This is a genomic window from Neisseria sicca VK64 (assembly GCF_000260655.1).
Taxonomy (GTDB): Bacteria; Pseudomonadota; Gammaproteobacteria; order Burkholderiales; family Neisseriaceae; genus Neisseria; species Neisseria sicca_B.
This window is the reverse complement of record NZ_AJMT01000201.1, coordinates 1-26,457: the sequence shown is the minus strand read 5'-3', so window position 1 is coordinate 26,457 and position 26,457 is coordinate 1. Positions and strand designations below refer to the sequence as shown.

The following is a 26,457-nucleotide window of genomic DNA, read 5'->3' as shown; positions in this document are numbered from 1 at the left end:
TCAAAAATTTAAACACAATAAAGGCAGCCAGTGCATACTGACTGCCTTCTTACCAATTATTTTGCCTGCCAAGAATCTTTCAGTGTCACAGTGCGGTTAAACACCGGTGTGTCTTTGCTGTGGTCTTTGCGGTCGGTCACGAAATAGCCGATACGCTCAAACTGCCAACGGCTCTCAGCAGGTAGGTTTTTGGCTGCGGGTTCGGCGTAGGCGGTGATTTCTTTGACGGACTCGGGGTTGAGGAAATCGGTAAACGGCAGATAGTTGCCGTCTTCGCCGCGTACGGCATCGGGACGCTCGACGGTAAAGAGCCGGTCATACAGGCGGACTTTGATTTCGGCGGCGTGTTCGGCGGAAACCCAGTGAATCACGCCTTTGACTTTTCTGCCTTCTGGATTTTTGCCCAAGGTGTCGTGGTCGATGCTGCATTTGAGTTCGACAACGTTGCCCACTGCGTCTTTCACGACTTCGTCGCACTTGATCACATAGCCGTGACGCAGGCGCACTTCTCCGCCGAGTGTCAGGCGTTTGAAGCCTTTGGGCGGATTTTCCGCAAAGTCGTCCGCTTCGATATAGATAGTTTGTGAAATAGGTACTTCGCGCTCGCCCATTTCTTCGTGATTGGGGTGGAACGCGGCGCGGCGGCTTTGGGTTTTGCCGGCTTCAAAGTTGGTCAGAGTCACTTTGAGCGGGTTCAAAACCGCCATCAGGCGCGGGGCGGAGTTTTCCAGCTCTTCGCGAATCGCGCCTTCCAATACGCTCATATCGACGATGTTTTCAGATTTGGAAATACCGGCACGTTTGGCAAACAGACGCAGGCCCTCGGGCGTGTAGCCGCGGCGGCGCATACCGGAAATGGTCGGCATACGCGGATCGTCCCAGCCGGAAACATGACCTTCTGAAACCAGTTGGTTCAGCTTGCGTTTGGAGGTGATGGAATACAAAAGCTCCAAACGGGAAAACTCGTATTGGCGCGGGCGGGTGGCGTGCGGCGCGGGGATGTTGTCCAACACCCAGTCGTACAGCGGGCGGTGGGCTTCAAATTCGAGCGTACACAAGGAATGTGTGATGCCTTCGATGGCATCGGAAATGCAATGCGTGTAGTCGTACATCGGGTAGATGCACCATTTGTCGCCGGTGTTGTGGTGATGGGCGCGGCGGATGCGGTAGATGACCGGATCGCGCATATTGATGTTGCCTGATGCCATGTCGATTTTCAGGCGCAGGGTTTTGCTGCCGTCGGGAAACTCGCCGTTTTTCATGCGCGTGAACAGGTCGAGGTTTTCTTCGATACTGCGGTCGCGGTAAGGGCTGTTTTTGCCCGCTTCGGTCAGCGTGCCTCGGTATTCACGCATTTCTTCGGGCGTCAAATCATCGACATACGCTTTGCCGTCTTTGATTAAACCGACGGCGTAGTCGTAAAGCTGGTCGAAATAATTGGAAGCGAAACGCGGCTCGCCCGCCCAATGGAAACCGAGCCACTCGACGTCTTCTTTGATGGCGTTGACGTATTCGTCGTTTTCTTTTTCGGGGTTGGTATCGTCGAAACGCAGGTTGCACAAGCCGTCGTAAATATACGCCAAACCGAAGTTCAGGCAGATGGATTTGGCGTGGCCGATGTGCAGGTAGCCGTTGGGTTCGGGCGGGAAGCGGGTTTGGATGGCTTCGTGTTTGCCGCTTTTGAGGTCTTCTTCGATGATGGTGCGGATGAAATGGTTGTCCGCGAATTGGTCTTTATTGAGCATAATGGTTCTTTATTGGGAAGGGATTGGGTTTCAGACGACGTATCTATAAAAGGTCGTCTGAAAAGGGCTTTATTGTACCCGACTTGACTCTATCGTTATAGTGGCGCACTCAAAGCGGCACAGGTTCGGCAACCAGCCATTCTACGCCCGCATCGCCCAAAACCTTCTGCATGACGGCTTCAGGTACGCGGTCGGTAAATACTTTGTCAAACGAGCCGATATCGCCCAGTCTGACCAAAGCATTGCTGTTGAATTTGCTGTGGTCCACGCCTAAATACCTGACCCGCGCATTGGTCATCATCGCCTGCATGACGCTGACTTCTTTATAGTCGTAGTCCAAAAGCGAGCCGTCGCTTTCCACGCCGTGCGTACTCATGACGGCATAATCGACTTTAAACTGATTGATAAAATCGACCGTCGCCACGCCCGTAATCCCGCCGTCCAAGGGGCGCACGACGCCGGAAGTGATGATGACGGTGTAGTCGGTGCGCGCGGACGTGATGGAGGCGACGTAAATATTGTTGGTGATAATCCGCAGGTTTTTACGCTGCTTGACCAACTCGGCGGCAACGGCTTCCATCGTCGTGCCTATGCTGATAAACAGCGACGAATTGTCAGGAATGTGGGCGGCAATCAGGCGGGCGATGGCGTTTTTTTCATTTTGGCAGTGTTTTCGCTTGCCTTGAGCCACGCCGCCGGAAATATCGCCGACCGACGCTCCGCCGTGATAACGCTTCAACTGCCGCGTTTCACTCAATTCCTGTATGTCGCGGCGTATGGTCTGCGGGGTAACGTCCAAGGCTTCCGCAAGCTGCTCGACCGTCATGAAATGCTGCTCGCGCACCAGAGCGAGGATGTGTTCGTGTCTTTGTATTTTTGGTTTCATCTGGATTCGTTTCCATTCGTTCCGGTTCGTTTGAATTCGGATTGTACGCCTTTTGCCCAAAATCGGAAAAGGCTGCCGCCGATTCGGCTTTACCCAAAACCAAAGGTCGTCTGAAAACCTGAATCCCGGTTTTCAGACGACCTTTTTGCTGTGTCCGTGTTATTCCGCTTCGTATTTGCGTTCCAAACGCTCCACGCACGCGCTTAAGTGTTTGCGCATGACTTTGACCACGCGGTTGCGTTTGCCGTTGACCAGCAGGTCGAGGATTTCGCGGTGTTCGGAATGGGTGTGGGTGTTGATGGTGCGCTTTTCATGACGCTGCGCATCGAAGACGGCGACAATGAGTGAAGAGCGGGCGCACAGGGTGTTCATGATGTCGAACAAGACATTGTTGTCGATCAGGCGCGCCAGTTCGACGTGGAAGGCGTTGGACAGGCGGTTCCAACCCACGCGGTCGCCGCTGTCAGATGCCTGTTCTTCACGCTCGATCATGGCGTAGAGCGGCTGGAGGCGGGTTTCCAAATCGGGCATATCGGACAGGAGGTTCAAAATCATGCTTTCCATTTCGATACGCGCGTTGAACACGTCCTGCATTTCCTTCAAATCGGGAACATGGACGAACGCGCCGCGATTGGGCTGCAAATCGACGATTTTGTCGTGCGCCAACAGGGACAGCGCGCCACGCACGGTATTGCGCGAGCAAACCATTTGGCGGCACAGCTCGGATTCGGTCAATTTTTTGCCGGGCAGTAAAACATGGTCGGTAATGCCGTCAAGTATAAGGGCGTAAACGCGGAACAGCTCCGAATCGTGCCTGCCTGCCGGCATCATGGAAGAAGGGGTAGGCGCATGGAGGGTATCGTTATCGGTATTCATTATTTAAGCTCTCCTCATAGTCTGGCGTGTCATATCGTTTGAAATAACAGAAATTTTTCAGCAGCGGCAAACCGCCCCGTGTCGCTTTTTGCTTGATTCCATTTCGATATAGCACAAAATCTGATTAAGATATAATTAAAAATTGTTGACAATCTCTAGTGAAGCTTGCACAATATCCTCACAAGGCCAAGTTATGAAGGCTGATAGAGAGAGAATCCACAATAAGCAAGCAGATATATTCATAGTGTAGCGTGAATATATCTGCTTTTTTGTCGGGCGGGCTTTATTCACGCTTTAACAATATTCCGCCTCTAAACGCTTTTCAGACGACCCCTGAAGGATACGGGGGTCGTCTGAAAAATTACTCCGCTTCGACGGTTTCAAAACTGTGGGTGATTTTCGCCGCCTTGCCCAGCATAATCGAGGCGGAACAATATTTTTCGGCAGACATCTGCACGGCGCGCTCGATGGCGGATTCGGTCAGGTTGTGTCCGATGACTTTGAAATGAATGTGGATTTCGGTGAACACGCGCGGGGCATCGTCGGCGCGCTTCGCGGTAACCGTCGCCTGGCAGTCCACCACCTTTTGACGCTGCTTCTCGGCAATCATCACGACATCGATGCTGGAACAGCCCGCCACACCCAAAAGCAGCATTTCCATCGGGCTGGGACCGCGTTTCGCCTGCCCTTCCGCCGCCGCGCCTTCCATGACGACGCTGTGTCCGTTTTCGGTCGTGCCGACAAAGCACATTCCGTCTATCCATTTTGATGTAACTTGCATGATGTCTCTTCCGCGAAGTTGAAGTTGGTTTGCCCAATATTGTAAACAAATTTGACTGATAAATATAGCAAGAGGTCGTCTGAAATTTCCGTTTCAGACGACCTTATTCAATCCCGATAAGCCCAATGATTGACCGGACCGTGTCCCGCACCGATGTTCAAAGGGTTGCGAATCGCCTCGGTAATGTATTTTTTGGCGGTTTGCACGGCTTCCAGTGTTTCGAAACCTTTTGCCAGCTCGGCGGCGATACAGGCAGAGAATGTACAGCCCGTACCGTGCGTATGCGCCGTCGGAAAGCGGCGGTCGGCAAATTCAAACACGTCATCCGGCGTAAACAGCCAGTCGGTGCAGTATTCGCTGCGGCTGTCGCCCAAATGCCCGCCTTTAATCACCACGTTTTTCACGCCGCAATCCTGCAGGATTTTGGCGGCGCGTTCCGCATCTTGGCGGCTTTCAATACGCACGCCCGTCAAGGCTTCCGCTTCGGGCAGGTTCGGCGTCAGAATGTCGGTATCAGGCAGAAGCAGGCGTTTCATCGCTTCGACGGCGGAATCCTGCAACAGCGGCGCGCCGCCTTTGGCAATCATCACCGGATCGAGGACGCGCTTGCCGAAACGGCATTTTTTCAGATTTTCAGCAACGCATTCAATCACTTGAGCCGTACCCAGCATCCCGATTTTATAGGCGCGGATTTCAAAATCGGCGCGGACGGCTTCGATTTGCGCAGCAATGATGTCGGTCGGAACTAGATGCACCGCCGATACGCCGAGCGTATTTTGCGCGGTCACGGCGGTCAGCACGCTGGTGCCGAACACGCCGCGCATCTGAAACGTCTTCAAATCCGCCTGTATCCCCGCCCCGCCGCCGGAATCCGAGCCGGCGATGGTCAGCGTTTGGACGAATGTTTCTTCCATTTGGCTTCTCCTATTGTTTGGTTTGATGAAACGGTTCGGATAGCGGTTTGAAGTTTTTTGCGTTTGTTTGGACCTGTCAGCCCAATTTTTTTAATTCTCGGCTCAAAATGCCGTGTATTTCCAGCGCCGTTTCATAGCGGTCTTCTTTGGCGGGAACCGGCTCCAGAAAATGCAGCTCCACCTTGCTGGAAGGCTGGCTGATGATCATACAGATGGATTGCCACAGGCTGGTATCGCCCACATAAGCCGCCTGAAGGTTCGGACTGGTGCCGTCGGGATTGGGGTAGCGGCAGAGCATGGGGATAATGGGAACGCCTGCGTCGTAGGCGGTTTGGAAAAAGCTGGGCTTGAACGGGAGGATTTCATAACCTTCCGTACTCGTCCCTTCCGGGAAAATGGTCACGGTATCGCCGTTTTTGAGGGCTTCGGTTACCGTGGCGATTTTAGCGGTATTGCCTTTGGTGCCTTTATTGCGTGAAACGTAAACGGTCTGCGCCTGCGTGGCGAGATAGCCGACTACCGGCCATTTGGCGACATCGTCTTTCGCCACAAACCGACCCGGAAATGCACCGTTGACCGCCATGATGTCCAACCAAGAGATATGGTTGCTGATTAACAACTGCGCCTGCCCTTCCTGAGGCAGTGCGCCGAAGGTTTCCAGCTTCATGCCGCATGAAGCGAGGACGCGCAGCGACCAGATTTGGATGGCACGCAGTTTGCGCCGTTTGCTGTAAAAGGGAAACAGGAAGAACATTTCCGCCATACCGTAAAGCAGGCAGATGCCGATGCAGAGCAGGCGGAAGGTAAAACGTAGTTTGGCAATCATAAGGTTGTGGTGTGTACAATCTTGGTATAGGGTGAAACCGCTAAAAATCAGTTATTTGCTGATTTCACAATAGTTGAGGTCGTCTGAAAAGGTTTTCAGACGACCTTTTGGTCTTTATGGTTTAGGGGCGAAACGTTGGAGGTAACGGTCTGCCAGGCGGGTGATGTCCATCATGATGAGCACGTCGGCGCAGTTGAATGCTTCATCGACACAAGGCTCGCCGCAGAACCATGCGCCCGCATTGAGGTAACCTTTAATCAGCGGCGGGACGTCCGGTTTGTCCGACGGGGTAATTTCGTCCCACTTGAGCGGATTGAGCGGCTTGACGCACCATTTTTCAGGCGCGAGGTATTTGGATTTCAGGGCATGATACAGACCCGCCGCATCGCTGCCGCCGTCGTGCATATCAATGCTGCCGCAGCCTATCATGAAGCGCAGGTTTTCGTCTTTCATGAATTTGACCAAACCCGACCACAAAAGCATGACCAAACCGCCGTTGCGGTAGTCGGGATGGGTGCAGGCGCGGCCGAGTTCGACGGTTTGCGGCAAGATGTCTTTCAAAGGGGATAGGTCAAATTCGTGTTCGCTATACCAGCCGCCGACTTTTTTGGCGGTTTCTTCGGTAATCAGGCGGTAGCAGCCGATGACTTCTCCGGTTGCGTCGTCAAAAGCCAAAAGGTGGTGGCAATGTTCGTCGTACGGATCGACATCGCGACCGTCGTCGCTTTCGATTTCCGCCCCCAGTTCTTGGGCGAATACTTGATAACGCAAGCGTTGTGCTGCTTCAATTTCCGCCTGCGTTTCCGCAAGGCGCACGCTCAGACCGATTTTGGGGCCGGTTTGGTTGAAACGGCTTTGGGACATGAATTTTCCTGTCTTGTACATTGGATAATCGATTTGCGATTATAGCGGATATAGGGCGGAATTTATATTGAGTTCGGACAAGTGAAGCAAATTAGGGATGAAATGACTATGCAAAAAGAATTTTTTACAACAGAATGGGGACAACAGTTTTCAGACGACCCCTCCCCTGTTTTTAAAACATCCTGCATCCCCTTTCCCCAATACATACAAACCCTTCATTGAAATCCCACCGCATGATTAAAGGAAGGCAAAGTGTGTATCAACCAAGAGGCTACCTGAAAAACGTTTTATGTTTTTCGGGTAGCCTCTTGCCAAATTGCCTATTCCTTTCTTATTATTCCGCCCTTCATTTTAATGACAGGAAAACGCATTATGCCCTCCAAAATCTCCATAGGCCGTGCAGCCCTCCTTGCCGGTCTCGTTTGTCTCACTGTCGGCTGTGCCAGCTTGGACAAACGTATGAAACGTTTCGTCGGCAAACCTATCGATGCCGTTATCAAATCCTATGGCGTCAAACCCACAGAAGGTGGAGTCAAATCGGAAAACGACCGCTATGCCTACCTCTGGCGCTATACCTACTATTCCTACGCTGGACGTGAATACGAAGGCAGCAGCCAATACGGACCCATCATTACCAACTACTATAGCAACGTCTGCTACGGACAAGACCAAGACCGCATTTTCTACACTGACGATCAAGGCATCATCGTAGATTATTATTGGCAAAACAGCGATAAATGGCGCGTGAATTGCAGTACTCACCAAATCGGCCGGTATTTCCGAAGATCCCTGTAATCAAACACATCCCTCAAACTACGTTAGCGCGTTTAATATGAAGGAAACAGTTAGCCGCAACGAAACCCAATCCAATTAAACAGTTGGAAAATATAGTGGATTAACTTTAAATCAGGACAAGGCGACGAAGCCGCAGACAGTACAGATAGTACGGAACCGATTCACTTGGTGCTTCAGCACCTTAGAGAATCGTTCTCTTTGAGCTAAGGCTAGGCAACGCCGTACCGGTTTAAAGTTAATCCACTATAAAAATGGGACAAGACGGCAAACTTTAAAGCAGACGGATAATAAAACCGCCCGAATGTTCTGCCAAACAAGACATTCGGGCGGTTTGTTTCCGTTTCTTCAATCAAAAATTAGCTTAGAACTTCCATTCCAGCGATACGGCGTAGTTGCGGCCGGGCGCGCGGTAGCGGTCCAAGCCCTTGCCGTCGCGGTCGACCCCGTTGGTGGTGCTGTAACTGTACAAACCGCGCAGGGAATCCCAAGTGGTGTCTTTGCGGTTGAACAGGTTGTACACGCCCGCACGCAGGGTCAGGTTTTTCACCGGTTTGTAGAAGCCGTACATATCGAACACATAAGCCGATTTGTTCAGCCACGGGTAATCCTGCACTTTTTTCTGCAAAGGCGTACCCCAGCCGTTGTTTTCATAAACGGTGTATTGCGCATCTTTCGCCTTTTTCGCGCCCAAATAGGTCAGGCGGGAGAACACGCCCCATTTTTCGCTCGGACTTTCATAGTCGATACCGGCAATCACTTTCAGCGGCTGGGTGGACAGCAGGCTGTTGTCGCCCGACAGCTTGCTTTTCGCGTAACCCACGGAACCAAACAGCTTCCAGCCTTCAGGGACAAAAGAGACTACTTTGTCCAAATTCAGACGACCTGTCAGCTCAAGACCGCGAACCCTTGCCTTGTCGATATTCTGCATCTGCCAATCCAGTTTTTCGGTGTAGGGGGCGCTGCACAGACCGTAGTAATAATCCATCTGGGTGCAGCCGGGTTCGCCGCTGGCGGTCAGTTTCTGCTCTTCAGACAGGAAATTGCGGTAGTTGCTTTGATACAGGTTGGCATCCAGCGTACCTTTTTCGCCGCGTCCTTGCAGGGAGAGGGTGTGGGTGGTGCTGCGCTCGGCTTTCAGGTTAGGATTGGGCAGCCAATTACCCGAACCGTGGTTGTAGGTGAAATACACTTCGGACGCATTGGGGACACGGTAGCCGGAAGTGATGTCGTAACCGACACGCCAAGCCTGATTCAGTTGCGCCGCCAAGCCGGCGAAACCGCTCCAGCCGCTGTAAGTATTGGGTGCGGGCGGTGTTTTGTCGCAGGCATGACAGTCGGCATTCAGTTGCTGCGGCGTCATTTTGGTGTGGTCGTAACGGATGCCCGCGCGGCTTGAAAACACATTGTTCCATTGGATTTGGTCGGACAGCGAGAAACCGTAGTTGGTGGTTTTCACCGGATGCTGGATGGTGCTGGTGGTTCGGACGATGCGGCCGCTGAAGAAATAATCGTCGCGGTTTAAATTTTCAAAATCACGGCGGCTGGCAAAGGCCTTGAACGACAGGCGGTGCTGCCCGCCCAGTTGTAGCGGCTGGCTGTCCAAACGCAGGGTGATGCGTTTGAAGCGGGTGTCCATGCTGCGGTTGTATATTTCGTCCAAATCCTTCTGATTGTAGTTGCGCGTCCAGGTGGAATAATCCATCGGGAACGAGCCTTTGTTGTTAACCGCCGCCACTTTGGTTTTCTGATAATCGAAGTCTGCCTTCAACAACGACAACCAATTTGAATCAGGCGTCCATTCGTAAAACAGGTTGGCATTGCGCCGTTTGTTTACATCGTCGGCTTCGCGCCAGGAAGAATCGGTCAGGTTATAAGACTCTTCAACCGTGTAATTGTGCCCCTGCTGGCCGTTGAGCGATGCGCCGATACGGTGGTTCTCATTAATCTGATAACCGATTTTGGCCAAGAAGCTGTGGTATTTGTGTTTGGACGGATCAGGAATGCCGCGTGCCGAACCGCGGATATTCGTGCCGCTGCCCTTGCCTTCCACCGCATAGCCGCGGTTGCCCGCGCTTTCGGTTTCATGGCCGCGCCGTTGTGAATACAGCAAGGCTGCATCGACGCTGCCGTTATCCATGCCGAAGCCGACTGTGTTCGTCCATTCGCGGTTGCGGCTGCTGTAACCGTTTTTCATCATCACGCCGAACTGCCGCTCCGGCAGCAGCAAATCATGTCCTTGCAGGGTTTGGTAATTCACACCGCCGCCCAAGGCGCCGCTGCCGGTATTGAAAGAGTCCGCCCCTTTCACGATGTCGATGTTGCGCACCAGTTCAGGGTCGATGGACAAACGCGAACTGTTGAAATTGCCGTAACGGGCATACAGTGAGTTTTCTTCCGAATCAGGCAGGCTCACGCCGTCAATACTGACGCCGACACGGTTGCCTTCCACGCCACGAATGGCAAAGCCTTTTTGATGGCGGCCGCTGTCGCTCAGACCGACATCGGTGGAATAGCGCACCAAGTCTTTGTTGTCGCGTATCATTTCCTGTTGGATACGGCCGAGGTTGACCCGTTCCACGGCGGCGGGCGCGTTGCGATGCCCTTTTACCGTTACCTGTTTCAGTTCGGCTTGCATGGGCTCGGCAGCCGTTGATTGCGCAGCATTATCCGCCGCAAACACGGGATTGCCGAAAATACTGCCGACAAGGGCGGCAATAGGGAGTATGTGTGATGATTTCATGGTTCAAAACCTCAAAAACAATAAAATTGACCAATATTCAGCTTAATTCAACAATGAAAATTTTTGATAATCATTTATATTTCTATTGAAAGCAATGACGAATATAAATCCCTGTAACGGATGGCCAATAAATTTTTAAATACGGAAACGGAAACCGGATAAAAGCGGCCTTCCTTGCCCATACCATATGTAAGGGGTTGATATTTCAGACTTCAACTGTTTTCCGGCGCAAAATATTGCGCCGGAAAACATATCGCTAGTCTATCAATAATCTGCATTTAGTGGCGGTGCGGAACAAAGCCTTCCGGAGCTTCCGCGCCTTCAGGCAGGCCGAAGGTTTCGCGCAGAACGACTTTGTAGAACGCAAACGCATCTTTTGCACCTTGAATTGCCTCGGCTTCGGCTTCGGGGCTTAAGTCCAAAGCATTCAAATGTTCGACAAAGGCACGCCAATGTTTGCCGCGTCCGTTCGGATGGGGAGCGAGGTGGCGCGCACCGTGTTCGCCGTTGTAATCCAGCTTTTGCGCGTGTTTAAACAAAAATGCCGCGCCCAAATTGGAACCTTCGGCGCAATACAGCCAGCCGATGGCTTTGTTGCCGGTTTCATGCGGCAGCGGTTTGCCGTATTCGTAAGGCTTGTCGCCCAAATCCGCCAAGTCTTGCGTTACCGCGTCGTAACGCGCCATGTATTCCAGCTCGGGAATGGCTTTGTTCAACTCGGGGTCTTTATAGATATGATCGACCGCTTTGTGGAACACGGATTGCAGTTTCAAGAATTTGATGTAGTTCTCTTTGTTGGTAAACGGCTCGACAGACATAACCAAATTGTCCACGCTGTCGTGAATGGTGGCGGTTTGCTCTTTCAGCCGTTTGGCAAAAGTCAGTTCTTGTGTTTCGCTCATGTGAATATCCTTTGATGATCTACGAAATTTAATTGACGGTTTTGACAAAACCCGTACAGCAGGTTTTTCAGACGACCTCAAATGAAGGCTGCCCGAATCAATAAAAAATAAGTGATGGAAAATCTGTGTTTGAGAATGGAAATTTATGATTTTTAAGATATTTAGGTACTGAGTCGTTTACGAATGAACAAATGAAATCTGTCATATTACAAAACAATTTAGGAATATATATCATTTCTATTACATCATCAAGAATTTAACTTGCGATTATTTACATAAATCTGTTGTTTCTACATATTTGCAACAAATATGGCAAGGGGTCGTCTGAAAGCGTTTCAGACGACCCCGAATTGATTGCAAACAATACTATTCACATAGTCATAATTTATTTTCCAGACACTGTCTCCCCCATATGTAAGCAATTTGGGCTATCCCTATGTTTTCCTTTATAATACCTGCCTCTTTGACCTCTTCCCTCCTCCATGAAACCGATTCCTAGCTATACGCGCTGGTGGCGTTATAAATCCTACCTGCCCGACGCATCGCTGCCGGCGCATACGGTGGATTGCCCGGACTGCGGCAACCGCATGGATATTCCGCGTCTGCGGCAGGGGCAGGAAGCGCATTGTCCGGTGTGCAATCATGAAGTGGTTGAGGTGGAAAACAATCCTTATGTTGCGCCGCTGGCTTACGCGACGACTTCGCTGATTTTGATGGCGTTTGCGTACAGCATGGTTTATATCCGCGTGGAACTCTTCGGCGTAACATCCGTCCTGTCGCTGCCTGAAATGATGCGGCTTTTGATTTATCAGGATTACGGTTTTCTGGCTGAAGTGATGTTCGTCCTCACTTTCGGTGCACCGGTATTGTTTTTGTTGCTTTGTTTGTACGTTTATACCGCGTTGGTGCGCGAGCGGGCGTATCCTGCGTTGCAGTTTGCGACGCGGGTTTTGGTCAGGCTGCGTCATGCGATTATGGTGGATGTGTTCTTTATTTCCACTTTGGTGGCGTATATCAAGCTCTCGTCTGTGGCGGAGGTTGAATTCGGCTCGGCGTTTTATTTGATGTTTGCGCTGTCGGTCATGCTGATTCGGACTTCGGTCTCGATTCCGCAGCATTGGGTTTATTATAAAATCCACAGGCTGACGAGCGGGGATGCGGTGCAAACGGCATCCGACGACAAAACCTGTTGCAGCCGCTGCCTGTATTTCCGCGATAAAGACGAGCAGCCTTGCGAGGTCTGCGGTGCGGATTTATACCGCCGCCGCCCGAAAAGCCTGAGCATTTCGCTGGCGTTTTTGATTGCGGCGTTTATCCTGTATTTCCCCGCGAATATTCTGCCGATTATGATTTCGTCGAACCCTACCGCGCTGGAGGTCAATACGATTTTCAACGGCATTGTGTATATGTGGAACGACGGCGACAGGCTGATTGCGGTGATTATTTTCAGCGCGAGTATTTTGGTGCCGGTATTGAAGATTATTGCGATGGCGGTTTTGATTGCGTCTGCTTATTTCAAACCGCCGATGAGCGCGCCGAAAATGTCGGTGCTTTACCGGATTACCGAATCCATCGGCCGCTGGTCGATGATTGATATTTTTGTGATTATTATTTTGATGAGTTCGTTCCACACCAACATGGCGCGCGTCGTCCCCGGCGGTGCGGCAGTTTATTTCTGCCTGGTGGTGGTATTGACCATGCTGTCTGCCTATTATTTCGACCCCCGTCTGATTTGGGACAGGCAGCAGCAGCTTTCAGACGACCCCGATTCCGACGATAACCAGAAACAATGAAAAAACACGATTCTTCTCAAACGCATCGCGCACCAGCGCGCGTCAAAAAAACCAATGTCTTCACGTCTATCGTGTGGCTGATTCCGCTGATTGCGCTGATTGCGGGCGGCTGGCTGCTGGTAAAGGACATCCGCAACCGAGGTCCGGTCGTCACGCTTTTGATGGACAGCGCGGAAGGCATTGAAGTCAACAATACGGTAATTAAAGTGTTGAACGTCGATGTCGGACACGTTACCCGCATCAAACTGCGCGACGACCAAAAAGGCGTGGAAGTCACCGCCCAGCTTAACGCCGATGCGAAAGACCTCATCCGCAGCGATACGCAGTTTTGGGTGGTGAAACCGCGTATCGACCAAAGCGGCGTAACCGGTTTGAGCACGCTCCTGTCCGGCTCGTATATCGCGTTTACGCCGGGCAAAAGCAATGAAACGAAGGATGTATTTGAAGTGCAGGACATCCCGCCGATTGCCGCCATCGGGCAAAGCGGTCTGCGCCTGAAGCTGGTCGGTCAAAACGACAAAATCCTCAACGTCAGCAGCCCCGTGCTTTATGAAAACTTTATGGTCGGACAGGTAGAAAGCGCGCATTTCGAGCCTGCCGACCAAACCGTGCATTACACCATCTTCATCCAAAGCCCGAACGACAAACTGATTAATTCGGAAAGCCGCTTTTGGCTGGAGAGCGGCATCAATATCGAAACCACAGGCAGCGGCGTGAAACTCAATTCCGCTCCCCTGCCTGCGTTGCTTTCCGGCGCGATTTCGTTTGATTCGCCAAAAACCAAAAACAGCAAAAATGTGAAAAGCGAAGACAGTTTTACGCTTTACGACAGCCGCAGCGAAGTGGCAAACCTGCCCGATGACCGTTCGTTGTATTACACCGCGTTTTTCAAACAATCCGTGCGCGGTCTGACCGCAGGCTCGCCCGTGGAATATAAAGGACTGAATGTGGGCGTGGTTTCCGACGTTCCCTATTTCGACCGCAACGACAGCCTGCATCTGTTTGAAAACGGCTGGATTCCCGTGCGCATCCGCATCGAGCCGTCGCGTATGGAAATCAATGCCGACGAACAAAGCAAAGAACATTGGAAACAACAATTCCAAGCCGCTTTGGGTAAAGGTCTGACCGCCACCATCTCCAGCAACAACTTGATTACCGGCAGCAAAATGGTCGAACTGACCGACCAGCCTTCGTCTTCGCCCAAGCTGCGACCGCACACCGTTTACGCAGGCGATACCGTCATTGCCACACAAGGCGGCGGTTTGGACGATTTGCAGGCGAAAGTGGCGGATTTACTGGAGAAATTCAACAATCTGCCGTTGGATAAAACCGTTGCCGGGTTGAACGGTTCGCTCGCCGAACTCAAATCCACCCTCAAATCCGCCAATGCCGCCCTAAGCTCCATTGACAAACTGGTCGGCAAACCGCAAACGCAAAACATTCCGAACGAGCTGAACCAAACCCTGAAAGAATTGCGCCAAACCCTGCAAGGCGTATCGCCGCAATCGCCCATCTACGGCGACGTGCAAAATACCCTGCAAAGTTTGGACAAAACCCTCAGAGACGTACAGCCCGTCATTAATACTTTGAAAGAAAAACCCAACGCGCTGATTTTTAACAGCAGCAGCAAAGACCCCATCCCGAAAGGAAGCCGATAATGCGCCTCTTCCCGATTGCCGCCGCCCTGACGCTTGCCGCCTGCGGCACCGCGCAAAGCCCGCAATATTTCGTCCTGCCCGACAGCCAATACATCCGGCCGGCGGCGCAAGGCAGTGAAATCGCGGTCAAAGTCAACCTTGCCGAACCGCTTGCCAACGGCGGCCTCGTTTACCAAACCGACGCGTATCATGTGAATCTGGCGAAAAACCACCTTTGGGCAGCGCCGCTTGACGGCGCGTTGGCGGCAAACCTCAGCAACAAACTCAACCGCCTCAACCCTCGCCATACTTTCGTTCCCGCCTCACGCAGCCAAAGCAGCCAAACCCTGAAAATCTATGTTGAAGCCTTCCAAGGCAGCTATCAGGGTCAGACTACCGTCAGCGGCTACGCCCTGTGGCCGGACGGACGCAACAAACCGTTTGACGTTACCACCCCGCAACAAGGCGACGGCTATACCGCCATGCTGGAATCTTTGGAAAACGGTTTGAACGAAGCGGCAAAAAGCATCGCCTATTGATGAGGCCGTCTGAAAACCCCTGTTGTGGGTTTCGCCAAAACCATTCATCGTGCAAAAGGAAGAAACATGCAAAACATCACGCTCTATACCCATCCCTTTTCACGCGGCAGATACGTCGTATGGATGCTCAAAGAATGCGGTGCGGAATACACCGTCGTACCCGTCCAGTTCGGCACGCAAATGAAATCCGCCGAATATCTCGCCATCAATCCACAAGGTCAAGTCCCCGCGCTCAAATTCGGTGATGCCGTACTGACCGAATCGACCGCCATCATTACCTTTTTGGCAGAACAGTTCCCCGACAAACACCTCATCCCCGCCGCAGGTACGGTGGAGCGCGGCGAATACTACCGCTGGATGTGTATATTGATGCACCTCGAATACGCAGCCTTCAACAAACTGCACAACCTGCCTGTCGACACGCCTGAATGCCGCCGCCAAATCGGTTACGGCGATTTCGATACCGCATGGAACACCTTGCGCGAACACTTGAAAAACCGCGACTACATCGTCGGCAACAGCTTTACCGCGATGGATTTGTACTGCTCCGCGCTGATTCTGCACTTAACGCAAAATTGGAAAGTGTTGCCCGCCGATGAAACCGACGTATTGCAACGCTACGCCGCCAAACATCTCGCCCGCCCCGCTTTCGCCGAAACCACGGCATGGATGCTGGAAACCGCCGCCCAAATGCCGCCTGTGTCATAAATCAAGATTATTAGAACCAAAAGGCGTCTGAAACCTACTGTACGGGTTTCGCCAAAAACATTCACAACGCAAAAGGAAAAGACATGCAAGACATCACGCTCTACACCCATCCCTTTTCACGCGGCACATACGTCGTATGGATGTTGAAAGAATGCGGCGCGGAATACACCGTCGTCCCCATCCAATTCGGCGCACAGATTCAGTCCGCCGAATATCTCGCCATCAATCCCCAAGGGCGGGTTCCCGCGCTCAAATTCGGCGATACCGTATTGACCGAATCGCTCGCCATCATTACCTTTTTGGCGGAACAGTTCCCCGACAAACACCTCATCCCTGACGCAGACACATTGGAACGCGGCGAATACTACCGCTGGATGTGCCTGTCGCTGCATCTAGAATACGCAGCCTTCAACAAACTGCACAACCTGCCTGTCGATACGCCCGAGCGCCGCCGCCAAATCGGTTATGGCGATTTTGATACCGCATGGAACACCTTGCGCGAACACTTGAAAAACCGCGACTACATTATCGGCAACAGCTTTACCGCGCTGGATCTGTACTATTCCGGGCTGATTCTGCTCTTAACGCAAAACTTTAAAGTATTGCCTGCCGATGAATCTGATGTACTGCAACGCTACGCCGCCAAACATCTCTCCCGTCCCGCCTTTACCGAAACCATGGCATGGGCGCAGGAAACCGTTGCCCAAATGCCGCCTGCAGAGTAAATCAAGGCTATTAAAACAAAAAGGTCGTCTGAAAACCCAATTGAGAAGGGTTTTCAGACGACCTTTTATCAGACGATTGGAAAATCAGTATTTCACCGAATCATTGCCGCTGTTTTTTTGGATAAATTCAATTTTATAACCGTCAGGATCTTCCACAAAAGCAATAACGGTCGTACCGTGCATCATCGGTCCTGCCTCGCGCACGACTTTGCCGCCTTTTTGTCTGACCCGTTCGCAAGCCTCATACGCATCATCCACTTCCACTGCGATATGACCGTAAGCGTTGCCGATATCGTAGCTTTCCGTATCCCAGTTGTGCGTCAATTCCAGTACGGTATTTTCGGTCTCATTACCGTAACCGACAAACGCCAAAGTAAACCGTCCTTCGGGATAATCGTGGCGGCGCAGCAAAGACATACCTAAAACATTTTGATAGAAGTCCAAAGATTTTTCGAGGTTGCCAACGCGCAACATCGTATGGAGCAGTCGCATAATGTATTCCTTTTATATTGTTTTAAAAACAGATTTTATCATAGTTCGCCCTAAGCGCCGATTGTCTGCACGGAACGAAATAGCGACACATTTTATCCATAAGAAACAACTTTTTCATCCGTCAGGCAGCCATCCTCGTTTTTCAGACGACCTTGCTTTATAATTATGCTTTATGTGTTTTTCAGAACTATCATGAAGTTAAGACAAACAGCCGCTCTTTTATGGCTGTCCATCCTCTCTTTGCCGGCATTTGCCATCGATTTCGGCCGCATCCCTCAAGACGAAATTTCCGTGTATGTTCAAGAATTGGACAGCGGAAACGTCTTGGTCGATCACCGTTCGAATGTGCCGGTCAACCCCGCATCAACCATGAAGCTGGTTACAGCGTTTGCCGCATTTAAAGCTTTGGGCGGCGATTACCGCTGGACAACCCAATTCAAAAGCGACGGCACGATTCAAGGCGACACCTTGCAAGGCGATATTTATTGGGTCGGCAGCGGAGATCCTGTTTTCGACCAAGAAGGCTTGGTCGGGATGCAGCAGCAATTGCGCGATAAAGGCATACGCAAAATCACCGGCGGCTTGGTACTCGACCGCCATTTATGGGGAGATATTCAAAATCCGAGCGATTTCGAATCCGATGTCGGCTCTCTATTTATGACGCCGCCCGACCCGCATATGCTGGCTTACAAAGTCGTATCGGTCAAACCGGAACGCAATGACATGGGCGGAGTGGATCTTGTGACCAACCCGCCCCTTCCCGATATTAAAATCGACAACAAAATCAACGTCACGCCATCAAACGCATCCTGCAAAGCCTTGCAAAACCATATGCGCGCAAACTACAAAGGCGGCGTATTGCATGTTTCCGGCAAAGTTCCGGAATCGTGTTTGGGCAATGAAATGTACGTCAACATGTTGAACATGCGTGAATTTGTACAAAAGAGCTTTATCAACCAATGGCGTTATTCAGGCGGAGAAATTACCGACGGTATCAGGACCGCATCCGTGCCGCCTCATGCCAAAACGCTGGCGGTACACCAATCCAAACCCATGTCTGCCATTTTGACGGACATGAACAAATATTCGAATAATCTGATTGCGCGCTCCGTATTCCTGAAATTGGGAGGCGAGCATTCCGGCAACTCCGCCTTGCAGCAAGCCTCTTCAGCCGTAAAGCGTGAATTGGCTACCGCGGGCGTGGATACGGAAAACTTGGTCTTGGAAAACGGTTCGGGCCTATCCCGCCGTGAACGCGTCAGCGCCAATATGTTGGCGCAAATGCTGGAAAAAGCCTATTTCAGCCCGTTCAAACAAGACTTCATCGATACCTTACCCATTGCCGGCAAAGACGGCACGCTGAAATACCGCCTCAAACAGGCAGGCCCTGCCCTGCGCCTGAAAACAGGCACGCTCAAAGATGTACGCGCCCTCGCCGGATATTGGCTGGGAGACAAACCCATGATCGTGGTGGTGGTGATTAACAGTCCGAATGCCACCAACTATCTGAATGATTTGGATAAACTGGTTTCAAAAATCGTACAGCCCGGCGGTGACGCTTGGATTGATGCGAAAATGAAGTGCGCAGAACGAATGGAAGCTTAAAAAGCATCAAAACACTTCAGGCAGCCGGAGAAATGACTTTCCGGCTGCCTGAAGTGTTTTTCAGAGGTCGCAAATCCTACTGTTCCGTTTTACTGAACGAAGCGGGTCACGAATCGGCTTTACCTTTATTTTTCTTGTCCGGGAAAATGAAGGAAGCTGCAATCCCGCAGGTCAGCACAACCAATACAACCAGCAAAGACGTATTGGGCGAAATGTCCCAGCCGTGATGGAACATATGATTGCTCGCCGACAATCCCAGCTTGGCAGCGATGAAAAACAGCAACACGACCACTGCCTTTTCCAAATGAACCAAATAGCCCTTCAACGCTTCCAATACGAAATAAAGCGTACGCAAGCCCAAAATGGCGAACATCATGGCACTGTAAACAATCAACGGTTCTTTAGATACGGCAATCACCGCAGGTACGCTGTCAAACGCGAACATCACATCCGACAACTCAATCACTGCCAAACATAAAAACAGCGGCGTCGCGACCAACTGCCCTTTACGCATTTTCTGAGGATGGTTATTTTCAGGATGCTTGAGGTCTTCACCCGCCGGCTCAAGCCGCACCTCGGGATATTGCTCATGCGCTTTTTTCAACTCCTCGCCTTTTAAGAAAAAATGGCTGCCGTAAAGACGGGGAAACACAGGGAAAAAGCGATGGACCGCACGATATGCCAAATGTTCGGAATAATCGGCATCTTCTTCGCCCTCCTCTTCATCCCGACGCAGCATCATAACGGCGGTATAGCCGACAATGACGGCAAAAACCACTTCCACAATCGGCCCCAATGCCAACAGTCCGGCACCGATGGCGACAAAAATCATGCGGAAAATAATCGCGCCGATAATCCCCCAGTACAAAACGCGGTGGCGCAGGCCTTCAGGCACTTTAAACCAAGCAAAAACCGCCATCATTAAAAACAGATTATCTACGGACAATACTTTTTCCAAAGCATAGCCGGTAAAGAACAGGCTGGCAGCTTCACTGCCGTGATGAACCCATAAAAATGCGCCGAACAAAATCGATATCAATACCCAAAACAACGACCATATCGCGGCACTTTTCAGCGACATCGGTTTGTTGTCCCTATGGGCGAATAAATCGATGGCAATCGCGCCCACAGACAAAATCACGAAAACGGCGACGGTTTCAATGGGGAAACCCAAATGGTTCATAAAAAGCCTTTGTTATCAAAATAAAGCGTAAGTATAGTGAAACAACGCGGAATAATATAGAGAAATCCAATAAAGATAATGTAATATAGTGGATTAACTTTAAACCAGGGCGGCGTTACCTCGCCTTAGCTCAAAGAGAACGATTCTCTAAGGTGCTGAAGCACCAAGTGAATCGGTTCCGTACTATCTGTACCGTCTGCGGCTTCGTCGCCTTGTCCTGATTTAAATTTAATCCACTATATTTTCGACAACAGGCACAAAACCGATTCCGCTCTTTATTCACGCCCGACAGACCAGTAAGGGGTCGTCTGAAAATTTCAGACGACCCCTTGCCTTTTCTCATCGACTTCCTAAACCCTATCCGATTTATAGTGGATTAACTTGTTGTCTGATTACATTCAATCCGCATCCGTTTCCAAATGCTTCAGAAAGATAGTTTCAAGCCTATTTAAATGCAATATTTTTCAAGATAATTTGTAAACTAATGTTTTTAATATGGTTTGAAAAATATTTCAGTAAAACTGGCAAGCAACGGTCATCATGAGCTTTGCAAGCCTACTGTTTTCAGGTATCCTCAAACGGATTATTTACAATTTAATATGTTTTAATTACATATCTAATTGAATTAATAAATGATTTATTTCTAACAAGCTACAAAAAATAGAAATTTCCGCTGTATTTTAATTAGAAAAATGTTTGGGCGTGGATTGCCTGCAATTTCATCAGCCCGTGATTTTGAAGTTTTAGATGAGGAATAGTACATGAATCCCATGTATATCACTTTTGCAATCTATCTGATTGCCGTTCTCTTGATTGGTCTGGCCGCGTATTTCTCCACGCGCAATTTCGATGATTATATTTTGGGCGGCCGCAGCTTGGGCCCGTTTGTTACGGCGATGTCGGCGGGTGCGTCCGATATGTCGGGCTGGCTTTTGATGGGCCTGCCCGGCGCGATTTATTTGAGCGGTTTGAATGAGGCTTGGATTGCCATCGGTTTGGTGATCGGCGCGTATTTCAACTGGCTTTTAGTGGCGGGTCGTCTGCGCGTGCATACCGAATATGCCAATAACGCGCTGACGCTGCCGGATTATTTCTTCCACCGATTCGGCGCGGGCGGACATTTGATGAAAGTGGTTTCCGCGCTGATTATCTTGTTTTTCTTCACGATTTATTGTGCTTCAGGCATTGTGGCGGGCGCAACTTTGTTCCAAAGCCTGTTTGAAGGCATGACTTACAATCAGGCGATGTGGCTGGGTGCGGGTGCAACCATTGCCTATACCTTCTTGGGCGGCTTTTTGGCGGTAAGCTGGACAGATACGCTGCAAGCTTCTTTGATGATTTTTGCGCTGATTTTGACGCCGGTAATGGTCTATTTGGGTCTGGGGGGGGCAGACCAAATGTCTGCCGCAATTCAAAATGTTGCCGCAAGTACAGGCAAGGAATACGGCAGTCTGTTTGCCGGTACGACCGTCATCGGCATTATTTCCACCGCCGCATGGGGCTTGGGCTATTTCGGTCAGCCGCACATTTTGGCGCGCTTTATGGCGGCTGAAAGCGCGAAATCACTGGTGTCTGCACGCCGCATCGGTATGACTTGGATGGTGTTGTGTCTGGCAGGCGCAGTGGCGGTCGGCTATTTCGGCATTGCGTATTTTGGTGCAAACCCCGACCAAACCGCTTCCATGCACGGCAACCACGAACGTATCTTCATCGCGCTTTCTACTTTATTGTTCAACCCTTGGATTGCAGGCATTATTTTGAGCGCGATTTTGGCGGCGGTCATGTCCACTTTGTCTTGCCAGCTTTTGGTTTGCTCCAGCGCGATTACCGAAGACTTCTACAAAGGCTTTTTGCGTAAAAATGCGCCGCAAAAAGAGCTGGTGTGGGTGGGTCGTCTGATGGTGTTGGCGATTGCTGTGATCTCCATCCTGATTGCGTCCGACCCCGAAAGCAAAGTTTTGGGCTTGGTGTCTTATGCGTGGGCAGGCTTCGGCGCGGCGTTTGGTCCGATTGTGATTCTGTCGGTATTGTGGAAACGCATCACGGCATACGGTGCTTTGTCGGGCATGATTGCCGGTGCGCTGACTGTGGTGGCGTGGGCGGAGTGGGTCAAAAAACCGGCTTTGGCGGCACATGAAACCGGTCTTTTGACCATGTACGAAATCGTCCCCGGCTTCATCGCCTGCTTGATTATCGCTGTTCTGGTTTCACTGACCGACAAAGAGCCGTCTCGTGAAATCCAAGAACGTTTTGAAAAAGCGGACACAGAATACCGCGAGGCGAAATAAGTGTTTTCAGACGACCTGCCGTTGACCGCAGGTCGTCTGAATTTTTATACGGGAAGGCAGGTTTTATTTTTATATTGATGCTCATGCGGATAATGCACTCTTTGGGATTTATCTGCTTTTTATCAAAGCAAAAAATCCTGTTTTTGAGATAAATTGCTTGTCCGGCCCTTATAAATTTATTAAGATATTATCTATATGCTTTAAATCTTTTCAGACGACCTCGAAAAGGGATGGGGTCGTCTGAAAATCATCATAAAAACTTTGGAGAACCTTAAAATGTTTGACTTTGCTTTTCCGACACAAACGCCACTGCGCCAAGCGATTACCGATGCTTACCGCCGCGACGAAATCGAAGCCGTTCAGGATATGCTGCAACGCGCCCAGATGAGCGATGAGGAGCGTCGGGCGGCGTCCGAACTCGCGCGCCGTTTGGTTACGCAGGTTCGTGCCAGCCGCACCAAAGCCAGCGGAGTGGATGCGCTGATGCACGAGTTTTCGCTCTCCAGCGAAGAAGGCATTGCGCTGATGTGTCTGGCGGAAGCTTTGCTGCGCATTCCCGACAATGCGACGCGCGACCGCCTGATTGCCGACAAAATTTCCGAAGGCAACTGGAAAAGCCATTTGAACAACAGCCCGTCCCTGTTCGTCAACGCCGCCGCATGGGGCTTGCTGATTACCGGCAAACTGACCGCGCCGAGCGACAAGCAGATGGGTTCGGCTCTGAACCGCCTCGTCAGCAAAGGCGGCGCACCCCTGATCCGCCAAGGCGTGAACTACGCCATGCGTTTATTGGGCAAGCAGTTTGTTACCGGACAAACCATTGAAGAAGCGCTGCAAAACGGCAAAGAGCGCGAAAAAATGGGCTACCGCTTCTCCTTCGATATGTTGGGCGAAGCCGCCTACACCCAAGAAGATGCCGACCGCTATTACAACGACTACGTTCAAGCCATTCACGCCATCGGCAAAGATGCCGCCGGACAAGGCGTTTACGAAGGCAACGGCATTTCCGTCAAACTTTCCGCCATCCATCCGCGCTATTCCCGCGCCCAACACGAACGCGTGATGAGCGAACTCCTACCTCGTCTGAAAGAGCTGTTCCTTTTGGGTAAAAAATACGATATCGGTATCAACATCGACGCCGAAGAAGCCAACCGTTTGGAGCTGTCTTTGGATTTGATGGAGGCACTCGTTTCCGACCCCGATTTAGCCGGTTACAAAGGCATCGGCTTTGTCGTTCAGGCATATCAAAAACGCTGCCCCTTCGTCATCGACTATCTGATTGACCTTGCCCGCCGCAACAATCAAAAACTGATGATCCGCCTCGTTAAAGGCGCGTACTGGGACAGCGAAATCAAATGGGCGCAAGTGGACGGCCTGGACGGCTATCCGACCTACACCCGCAAAGTCCATACCGACATCTCCTACCTCGCCTGCGCGCGCAAACTGCTGGACGCGCAAGACGCCGTGTTCCCGCAATTCGCCACCCACAACGCCTACACCTTGGGCGCGATTTACCAAATGGGCAAAGGCAAAGACTTTGAACACCAATGCCTGCACGGCATGGGCGAAACCTTGTACGACCAAGTGGTCGGCCCGCAAAACTTAGGCCGCCGCGTGCGCGTGTACGCTCCGGTCGGTACGCACGAAACCCTGCTCGCCTACTTGGTGCGCCGCCTGTTGGAAAACGGCGCGAACTCGTCGTTCGTCAACCAAATCGTCGATGAAAACATCAGCATCGATACGCTGATCCGAAGCCCGTTCGACACCATCGCCGAACAAGGCATCCACCTGCACAACGCCTTGCCGCTGCCGCGCGATTTGTACGGCAGGGGTCGTCTGAATTCCCAAGGCGTCGATTTCAGCAACGAAACCGTGTTGCAACAGCTTCAAGAAAAACTCAACCGCGCCGCCGCGCAAGACTTCCACGCCGCGTCCATTGTCAACGGCAAAGCCCGCGATGTCGGTGAAGCGCAACCGATTAAAAACCCCGCCGACCACGACGACATCGTCGGCACAGTCAGCTTTGCCGATGCCGCGCTTGCCCAAGAAGCCGTCGGTGCAGCCGTTGCCGCGTTTCCTGAATGGAGCGCGACGCCAGCCGCCGAGCGCGCCGAATGCCTGCGCCGTTTCGCCGATTTGCTGGAGCAGCACACCCCCGCGCTGATGATGCTTGCCGTGCGCGAAGCGGGTAAAACGCTGAACAACGCCGTCGCCGAAGTACGCGAAGCCGTCGACTTCTGCCGCTACTACGCAGGTGAAGCCGAAAACACCCTGCCCAAAGATGCCAAAGCCGTCGGCGCCATCGTCGCCATCAGCCCGTGGAACTTCCCGCTCGCCATCTTTACCGGCGAAGTCGTTTCCGCATTAGCGGCGGGCAACACCGTCATCGCCAAACCTGCCGAACAAACCAGCCTGATTGCCAGCTACGCCGTTTCCCTGATGCACGAAGCAGGCATCCCGACTTCCGCCTTGCAACTTGTCCTCGGCGCAGGCGATGTCGGCGCAGCGCTGACGGGCGATCCGCGTATCGGCGGCGTGATTTTCACCGGCTCGACCGAAGTGGCGCAACTGATTAACAAAGCCCTTGCCAAACGCGACGACAGCCCCGTATTGATTGCCGAAACCGGCGGTCAGAATGCCATGATTGTCGATTCCACCGCGCTGCCCGAGCAGGTTTGTTTGGACGTGCTCAACTCCGCCTTTGACAGCGCGGGACAACGCTGCTCCGCCTTGCGTATCCTTTGCGTCCAAGAGGACGTTGCCGACAAGATGCTCGCCATCATCAAAGGCGCGATGGACGAATTGGTCGTCGGCAAACCCGTTCAACTTACCACCGACGTAGGCCCCGTCATCGATTCTGAAGCGCAGCAAAACCTGCAATCGCACATCAACAAAATGAAAGGCGTTGCCAAGTCTTACCACGAAGTCAAAGCCGCCTCCGACGTTGATCCTGCGAAATCCACTTTCGTGCTGCCGATTTTGTTCGAACTCAACAATTTGAACGAACTCACCCGCGAAGTCTTCGGTCCCGTCCTGCACGTTGTCCGCTACCGTGCCGACGAACTTGACCAAATCATCGACCAAATCAACAGCAAAGGCTACGCGCTCACCAGCGGCGTACACAGCCGTATCGAAGGCACGGTCAAACGCATCCGCGAACGCATCGAAGCGGGTAACGTTTACGTCAACCGCAACATCGTCGGCGCCGTCGTCGGCGTACAACCGTTCGGCGGACACGGTATGTCCGGTACTGGTCCGAAAGCGGGCGGCTCGTTCTACCTGCAAAAACTGACCCGTATCCCCGAATGGGTTGCCCCGCCGCTGAGCCGCATCGGACAAGCGGACGAAGCCGCGCTCAAACGCCTCGAAGCCTTGATTCACAAGCTGCCGTTTAATGCGGAAGAGAAAAAAGCAGCGGCATCAGCATTGGGACACGCCCGCATCCGCACCCTGCGCCAAGCAGAATCCGTCTTGGTCGGCCCGACCGGCGAACGCAACGCCATGAGCTGGCGCGCGCCCAAACGCGTCTGGGTACACGGCGGCAGCCTCCTGCAAGCCTTCTGCGCCCTGACCGAACTTGCCGCCGCAGGCATCGTAACCGTCGTCGAACCCGACAGCCCGCTTGCCTCCTACACCGCCGACCTCGAAGGCCTGCTGCAAGTCAACAGCAAACCTGAAAGCACAGGCGTGCATCACGTCGCCGCCCTAAGTCCGCTGGACAGCAGCCGCAAGCAAGAGCTGGCAAACCGCGACGGCGCACTCATCCGCATCCTCCCGTCCGAACAAGGCTTGGACATCCTGCAAGTGTTTGAAGAAATCTCTTGCAGCGTCAACACCACAGCCGCCGGCGGCAACGCCAGCCTGATGGCCGTTTCCGACTAAAAGGACTGAATAAACGCCAGAGCGTTTGAACAAAGGTCGTCTGAAAACGTTAGCAAAACCCGCTAAGTCCGTTTTCAGACGACCTTTTTATGCTTTGATGAAAAGTCGGATTCGTTATAGTGGATTAACTTTAAATCAGGACAAGGCGACGAAGCCGCAGACAGTACAGATAGTACGGAACCGATTCACTTGGTGCTTCAGCACCTTAGAGAATCGTTCTCTTTGAGCTAAGGCGAGGCAACGCCGTACTGGTTTAAAGTTAATCCACTATACTTT

At 51.8% G+C, this 26,457-nt stretch carries 20 protein-coding genes; 9 read left to right on the top strand and 11 right to left on the bottom strand.

Annotated features, from left to right (window positions below; all coding sequences use genetic code 11):
- Window positions 1-56: 56 nt before the first annotated feature.
- The 7 genes from HMPREF1051_RS11770 to HMPREF1051_RS11740 all read right to left on the bottom strand — a co-directional run bounded on the left by HMPREF1051_RS11770 (window position 57) and on the right by HMPREF1051_RS11740 (window position 6,892).
- On the bottom strand, window positions 57-1,745 hold the full coding sequence (locus tag HMPREF1051_RS11770; RefSeq protein WP_003769000.1) for a glutamine--tRNA ligase/YqeY domain fusion protein: 1,689 nt from the start codon (window positions 1,743-1,745) through the stop codon (window positions 57-59).
- A 109-nt stretch (window positions 1,746-1,854) separates the two neighbouring features.
- Window positions 1,855-2,631, bottom strand: coding sequence for a DeoR/GlpR family DNA-binding transcription regulator (locus HMPREF1051_RS11765; protein WP_003769084.1), 777 nt, complete (start codon window positions 2,629-2,631; stop codon window positions 1,855-1,857).
- A gap of 159 nt (window positions 2,632-2,790) precedes the next feature.
- The gene (locus HMPREF1051_RS11760; RefSeq protein ID WP_003769051.1) at window positions 2,791-3,507 is read right to left on the bottom strand and encodes a GntR family transcriptional regulator; all 717 of its coding nucleotides are present in this window, start codon (window positions 3,505-3,507) and stop codon (window positions 2,791-2,793) included.
- A 361-nt stretch (window positions 3,508-3,868) separates the two neighbouring features.
- Complete coding sequence (locus HMPREF1051_RS11755; protein WP_003741038.1) at window positions 3,869-4,288, bottom strand: OsmC family protein; 420 nt, start codon at window positions 4,286-4,288, stop codon at window positions 3,869-3,871.
- 107 nt (window positions 4,289-4,395) lie between these two features.
- Window positions 4,396-5,202 carry a bifunctional hydroxymethylpyrimidine kinase/phosphomethylpyrimidine kinase gene (gene thiD, locus HMPREF1051_RS11750; RefSeq protein WP_003769063.1) on the bottom strand — a complete coding sequence of 269 codons (807 nt, stop codon included), beginning with the start codon at window positions 5,200-5,202 and terminating at the stop codon, window positions 4,396-4,398.
- 76 nt (window positions 5,203-5,278) lie between these two features.
- Window positions 5,279-6,028 carry a lysophospholipid acyltransferase family protein gene (locus tag HMPREF1051_RS11745; protein WP_003769054.1) on the bottom strand — a complete coding sequence of 250 codons (750 nt, stop codon included), beginning with the start codon at window positions 6,026-6,028 and terminating at the stop codon, window positions 5,279-5,281.
- Between the two features lie 114 nt (window positions 6,029-6,142).
- Window positions 6,143-6,892 (bottom strand): GNAT family N-acetyltransferase, encoded by a 750-nt coding sequence (locus HMPREF1051_RS11740; protein WP_003769049.1) that lies wholly within the window; start codon window positions 6,890-6,892, stop codon window positions 6,143-6,145.
- Window positions 6,893-7,264: 372 nt separating this feature from the next.
- On the opposite strand from HMPREF1051_RS11740, the gene HMPREF1051_RS11735 reads away from it, so the two are divergent.
- Window positions 7,265-7,687, top strand: coding sequence for a hypothetical protein (locus HMPREF1051_RS11735; protein WP_003769066.1), 423 nt, complete (start codon window positions 7,265-7,267; stop codon window positions 7,685-7,687).
- Between the two features lie 361 nt (window positions 7,688-8,048).
- On the opposite strand, the gene HMPREF1051_RS11730 is transcribed toward HMPREF1051_RS11735, so the two are convergent.
- Entirely contained in the window at window positions 8,049-10,427 is a 2,379-nt protein-coding gene (locus tag HMPREF1051_RS11730; protein WP_036493196.1) for a TonB-dependent hemoglobin/transferrin/lactoferrin family receptor, read from the bottom strand.
- 278 nt (window positions 10,428-10,705) lie between these two features.
- The gene (locus tag HMPREF1051_RS11725; protein WP_003756024.1) at window positions 10,706-11,329 is read right to left on the bottom strand and encodes a biliverdin-producing heme oxygenase; all 624 of its coding nucleotides are present in this window, start codon (window positions 11,327-11,329) and stop codon (window positions 10,706-10,708) included.
- 482 nt (window positions 11,330-11,811) lie between these two features.
- On the opposite strand from HMPREF1051_RS11725, the gene HMPREF1051_RS11720 reads away from it, so the two are divergent.
- The 5 genes from HMPREF1051_RS11720 to HMPREF1051_RS11700 all read left to right on the top strand — a co-directional run bounded on the left by HMPREF1051_RS11720 (window position 11,812) and on the right by HMPREF1051_RS11700 (window position 16,731).
- A complete protein-coding gene (locus tag HMPREF1051_RS11720) occupies window positions 11,812-13,122 on the top strand; it encodes a paraquat-inducible protein A (protein ID WP_003769072.1) in 1,311 nt (436 codons plus the stop codon).
- Window positions 13,119-14,780 (top strand): intermembrane transport protein PqiB, encoded by a 1,662-nt coding sequence (pqiB, locus tag HMPREF1051_RS11715; protein ID WP_003769024.1) that lies wholly within the window; start codon window positions 13,119-13,121, stop codon window positions 14,778-14,780. Before HMPREF1051_RS11720 ends, pqiB begins: the two co-directional genes overlap by 4 nt.
- Entirely contained in the window at window positions 14,780-15,298 is a 519-nt protein-coding gene (locus tag HMPREF1051_RS11710; protein ID WP_003768992.1) for a PqiC family protein, read from the top strand. Before pqiB ends, HMPREF1051_RS11710 begins: the two co-directional genes overlap by 1 nt.
- Before the next feature lie 66 nt (window positions 15,299-15,364).
- On the top strand, window positions 15,365-16,006 hold the full coding sequence (locus HMPREF1051_RS11705) for a glutathione S-transferase family protein (protein ID WP_003769009.1): 642 nt from the start codon (window positions 15,365-15,367) through the stop codon (window positions 16,004-16,006).
- Between the two features lie 83 nt (window positions 16,007-16,089).
- On the top strand, window positions 16,090-16,731 hold the full coding sequence (locus tag HMPREF1051_RS11700) for a glutathione S-transferase family protein (protein WP_003768963.1): 642 nt from the start codon (window positions 16,090-16,092) through the stop codon (window positions 16,729-16,731).
- Between the two features lie 84 nt (window positions 16,732-16,815).
- Here the strand turns inward: HMPREF1051_RS11700 and gloA are convergent, their stop codons facing one another.
- Complete coding sequence (gene gloA / locus HMPREF1051_RS11695) at window positions 16,816-17,223, bottom strand: lactoylglutathione lyase (protein ID WP_003769040.1); 408 nt, start codon at window positions 17,221-17,223, stop codon at window positions 16,816-16,818.
- Window positions 17,224-17,388: 165 nt separating this feature from the next.
- Here gloA and dacB point away from each other — a divergent pair, with 165 nt between their 5' ends.
- Window positions 17,389-18,828: a D-alanyl-D-alanine carboxypeptidase/D-alanyl-D-alanine-endopeptidase gene (gene dacB / locus HMPREF1051_RS11690; protein ID WP_003769088.1), complete on the top strand. Its 1,440-nt coding sequence runs from the start codon at window positions 17,389-17,391 to the stop codon at window positions 18,826-18,828.
- A gap of 106 nt (window positions 18,829-18,934) precedes the next feature.
- Here dacB and HMPREF1051_RS11685 read toward each other — a convergent pair whose 3' ends face one another.
- Window positions 18,935-20,011, bottom strand: a complete 1,077-nt coding sequence (locus HMPREF1051_RS11685; RefSeq protein WP_003756000.1) for a TerC/Alx family metal homeostasis membrane protein — start codon at window positions 20,009-20,011, stop codon at window positions 18,935-18,937.
- 761 nt (window positions 20,012-20,772) lie between these two features.
- Between HMPREF1051_RS11685 and putP the strand changes: the two genes are divergently transcribed.
- On the top strand, window positions 20,773-22,299 hold the full coding sequence (gene putP, locus HMPREF1051_RS11680; RefSeq protein ID WP_003769027.1) for a sodium/proline symporter PutP: 1,527 nt from the start codon (window positions 20,773-20,775) through the stop codon (window positions 22,297-22,299).
- A gap of 276 nt (window positions 22,300-22,575) precedes the next feature.
- Window positions 22,576-26,181, top strand: coding sequence for a bifunctional proline dehydrogenase/L-glutamate gamma-semialdehyde dehydrogenase PutA (gene putA, locus HMPREF1051_RS11675; RefSeq protein WP_003769089.1), 3,606 nt, complete (start codon window positions 22,576-22,578; stop codon window positions 26,179-26,181).
- Window positions 26,182-26,457: the final 276 nt, after the last annotated feature.

Bases quoted from the DNA above. Each gene is read 5' to 3' on its own strand.
- HMPREF1051_RS11720 (WP_003769072.1), top strand. From the start codon at position 11,812: ATGAAACCGATTCCTAGCTATACGCGCTGGTGGCGTTATAAATCCTAC.
- HMPREF1051_RS11755 (WP_003741038.1), bottom strand. From the start codon at position 4,288: ATGCAAGTTACATCAAAATGGATAGACGGAATGTGCTTTGTCGGCACG.
- gloA (WP_003769040.1), bottom strand. From the start codon at position 17,223: ATGCGACTGCTCCATACGATGTTGCGCGTTGGCAACCTCGAAAAATCT.
- HMPREF1051_RS11705 (WP_003769009.1), top strand. From the start codon at position 15,365: ATGCAAAACATCACGCTCTATACCCATCCCTTTTCACGCGGCAGATAC.
- HMPREF1051_RS11725 (WP_003756024.1), bottom strand. From the start codon at position 11,329: ATGAGCGAAACACAAGAACTGACTTTTGCCAAACGGCTGAAAGAGCAA.
- HMPREF1051_RS11685 (WP_003756000.1), bottom strand. From the start codon at position 20,011: ATGAACCATTTGGGTTTCCCCATTGAAACCGTCGCCGTTTTCGTGATT.
- dacB (WP_003769088.1), top strand. From the start codon at position 17,389: ATGCTTTATGTGTTTTTCAGAACTATCATGAAGTTAAGACAAACAGCC.
- HMPREF1051_RS11765 (WP_003769084.1), bottom strand. From the start codon at position 2,631: ATGAAACCAAAAATACAAAGACACGAACACATCCTCGCTCTGGTGCGC.
- HMPREF1051_RS11735 (WP_003769066.1), top strand. From the start codon at position 7,265: ATGCCCTCCAAAATCTCCATAGGCCGTGCAGCCCTCCTTGCCGGTCTC.
- HMPREF1051_RS11745 (WP_003769054.1), bottom strand. From the start codon at position 6,028: ATGATTGCCAAACTACGTTTTACCTTCCGCCTGCTCTGCATCGGCATC.
- thiD (WP_003769063.1), bottom strand. From the start codon at position 5,202: ATGGAAGAAACATTCGTCCAAACGCTGACCATCGCCGGCTCGGATTCC.
- pqiB (WP_003769024.1), top strand. From the start codon at position 13,119: ATGAAAAAACACGATTCTTCTCAAACGCATCGCGCACCAGCGCGCGTC.
- HMPREF1051_RS11760 (WP_003769051.1), bottom strand. From the start codon at position 3,507: ATGAATACCGATAACGATACCCTCCATGCGCCTACCCCTTCTTCCATG.
- HMPREF1051_RS11740 (WP_003769049.1), bottom strand. From the start codon at position 6,892: ATGTCCCAAAGCCGTTTCAACCAAACCGGCCCCAAAATCGGTCTGAGC.
- HMPREF1051_RS11730 (WP_036493196.1), bottom strand. From the start codon at position 10,427: ATGAAATCATCACACATACTCCCTATTGCCGCCCTTGTCGGCAGTATT.
- putA (WP_003769089.1), top strand. From the start codon at position 22,576: ATGTTTGACTTTGCTTTTCCGACACAAACGCCACTGCGCCAAGCGATT.
- HMPREF1051_RS11770 (WP_003769000.1), bottom strand. From the start codon at position 1,745: ATGCTCAATAAAGACCAATTCGCGGACAACCATTTCATCCGCACCATC.
- HMPREF1051_RS11710 (WP_003768992.1), top strand. From the start codon at position 14,780: ATGCGCCTCTTCCCGATTGCCGCCGCCCTGACGCTTGCCGCCTGCGGC.
- putP (WP_003769027.1), top strand. From the start codon at position 20,773: ATGAATCCCATGTATATCACTTTTGCAATCTATCTGATTGCCGTTCTC.
- HMPREF1051_RS11700 (WP_003768963.1), top strand. From the start codon at position 16,090: ATGCAAGACATCACGCTCTACACCCATCCCTTTTCACGCGGCACATAC.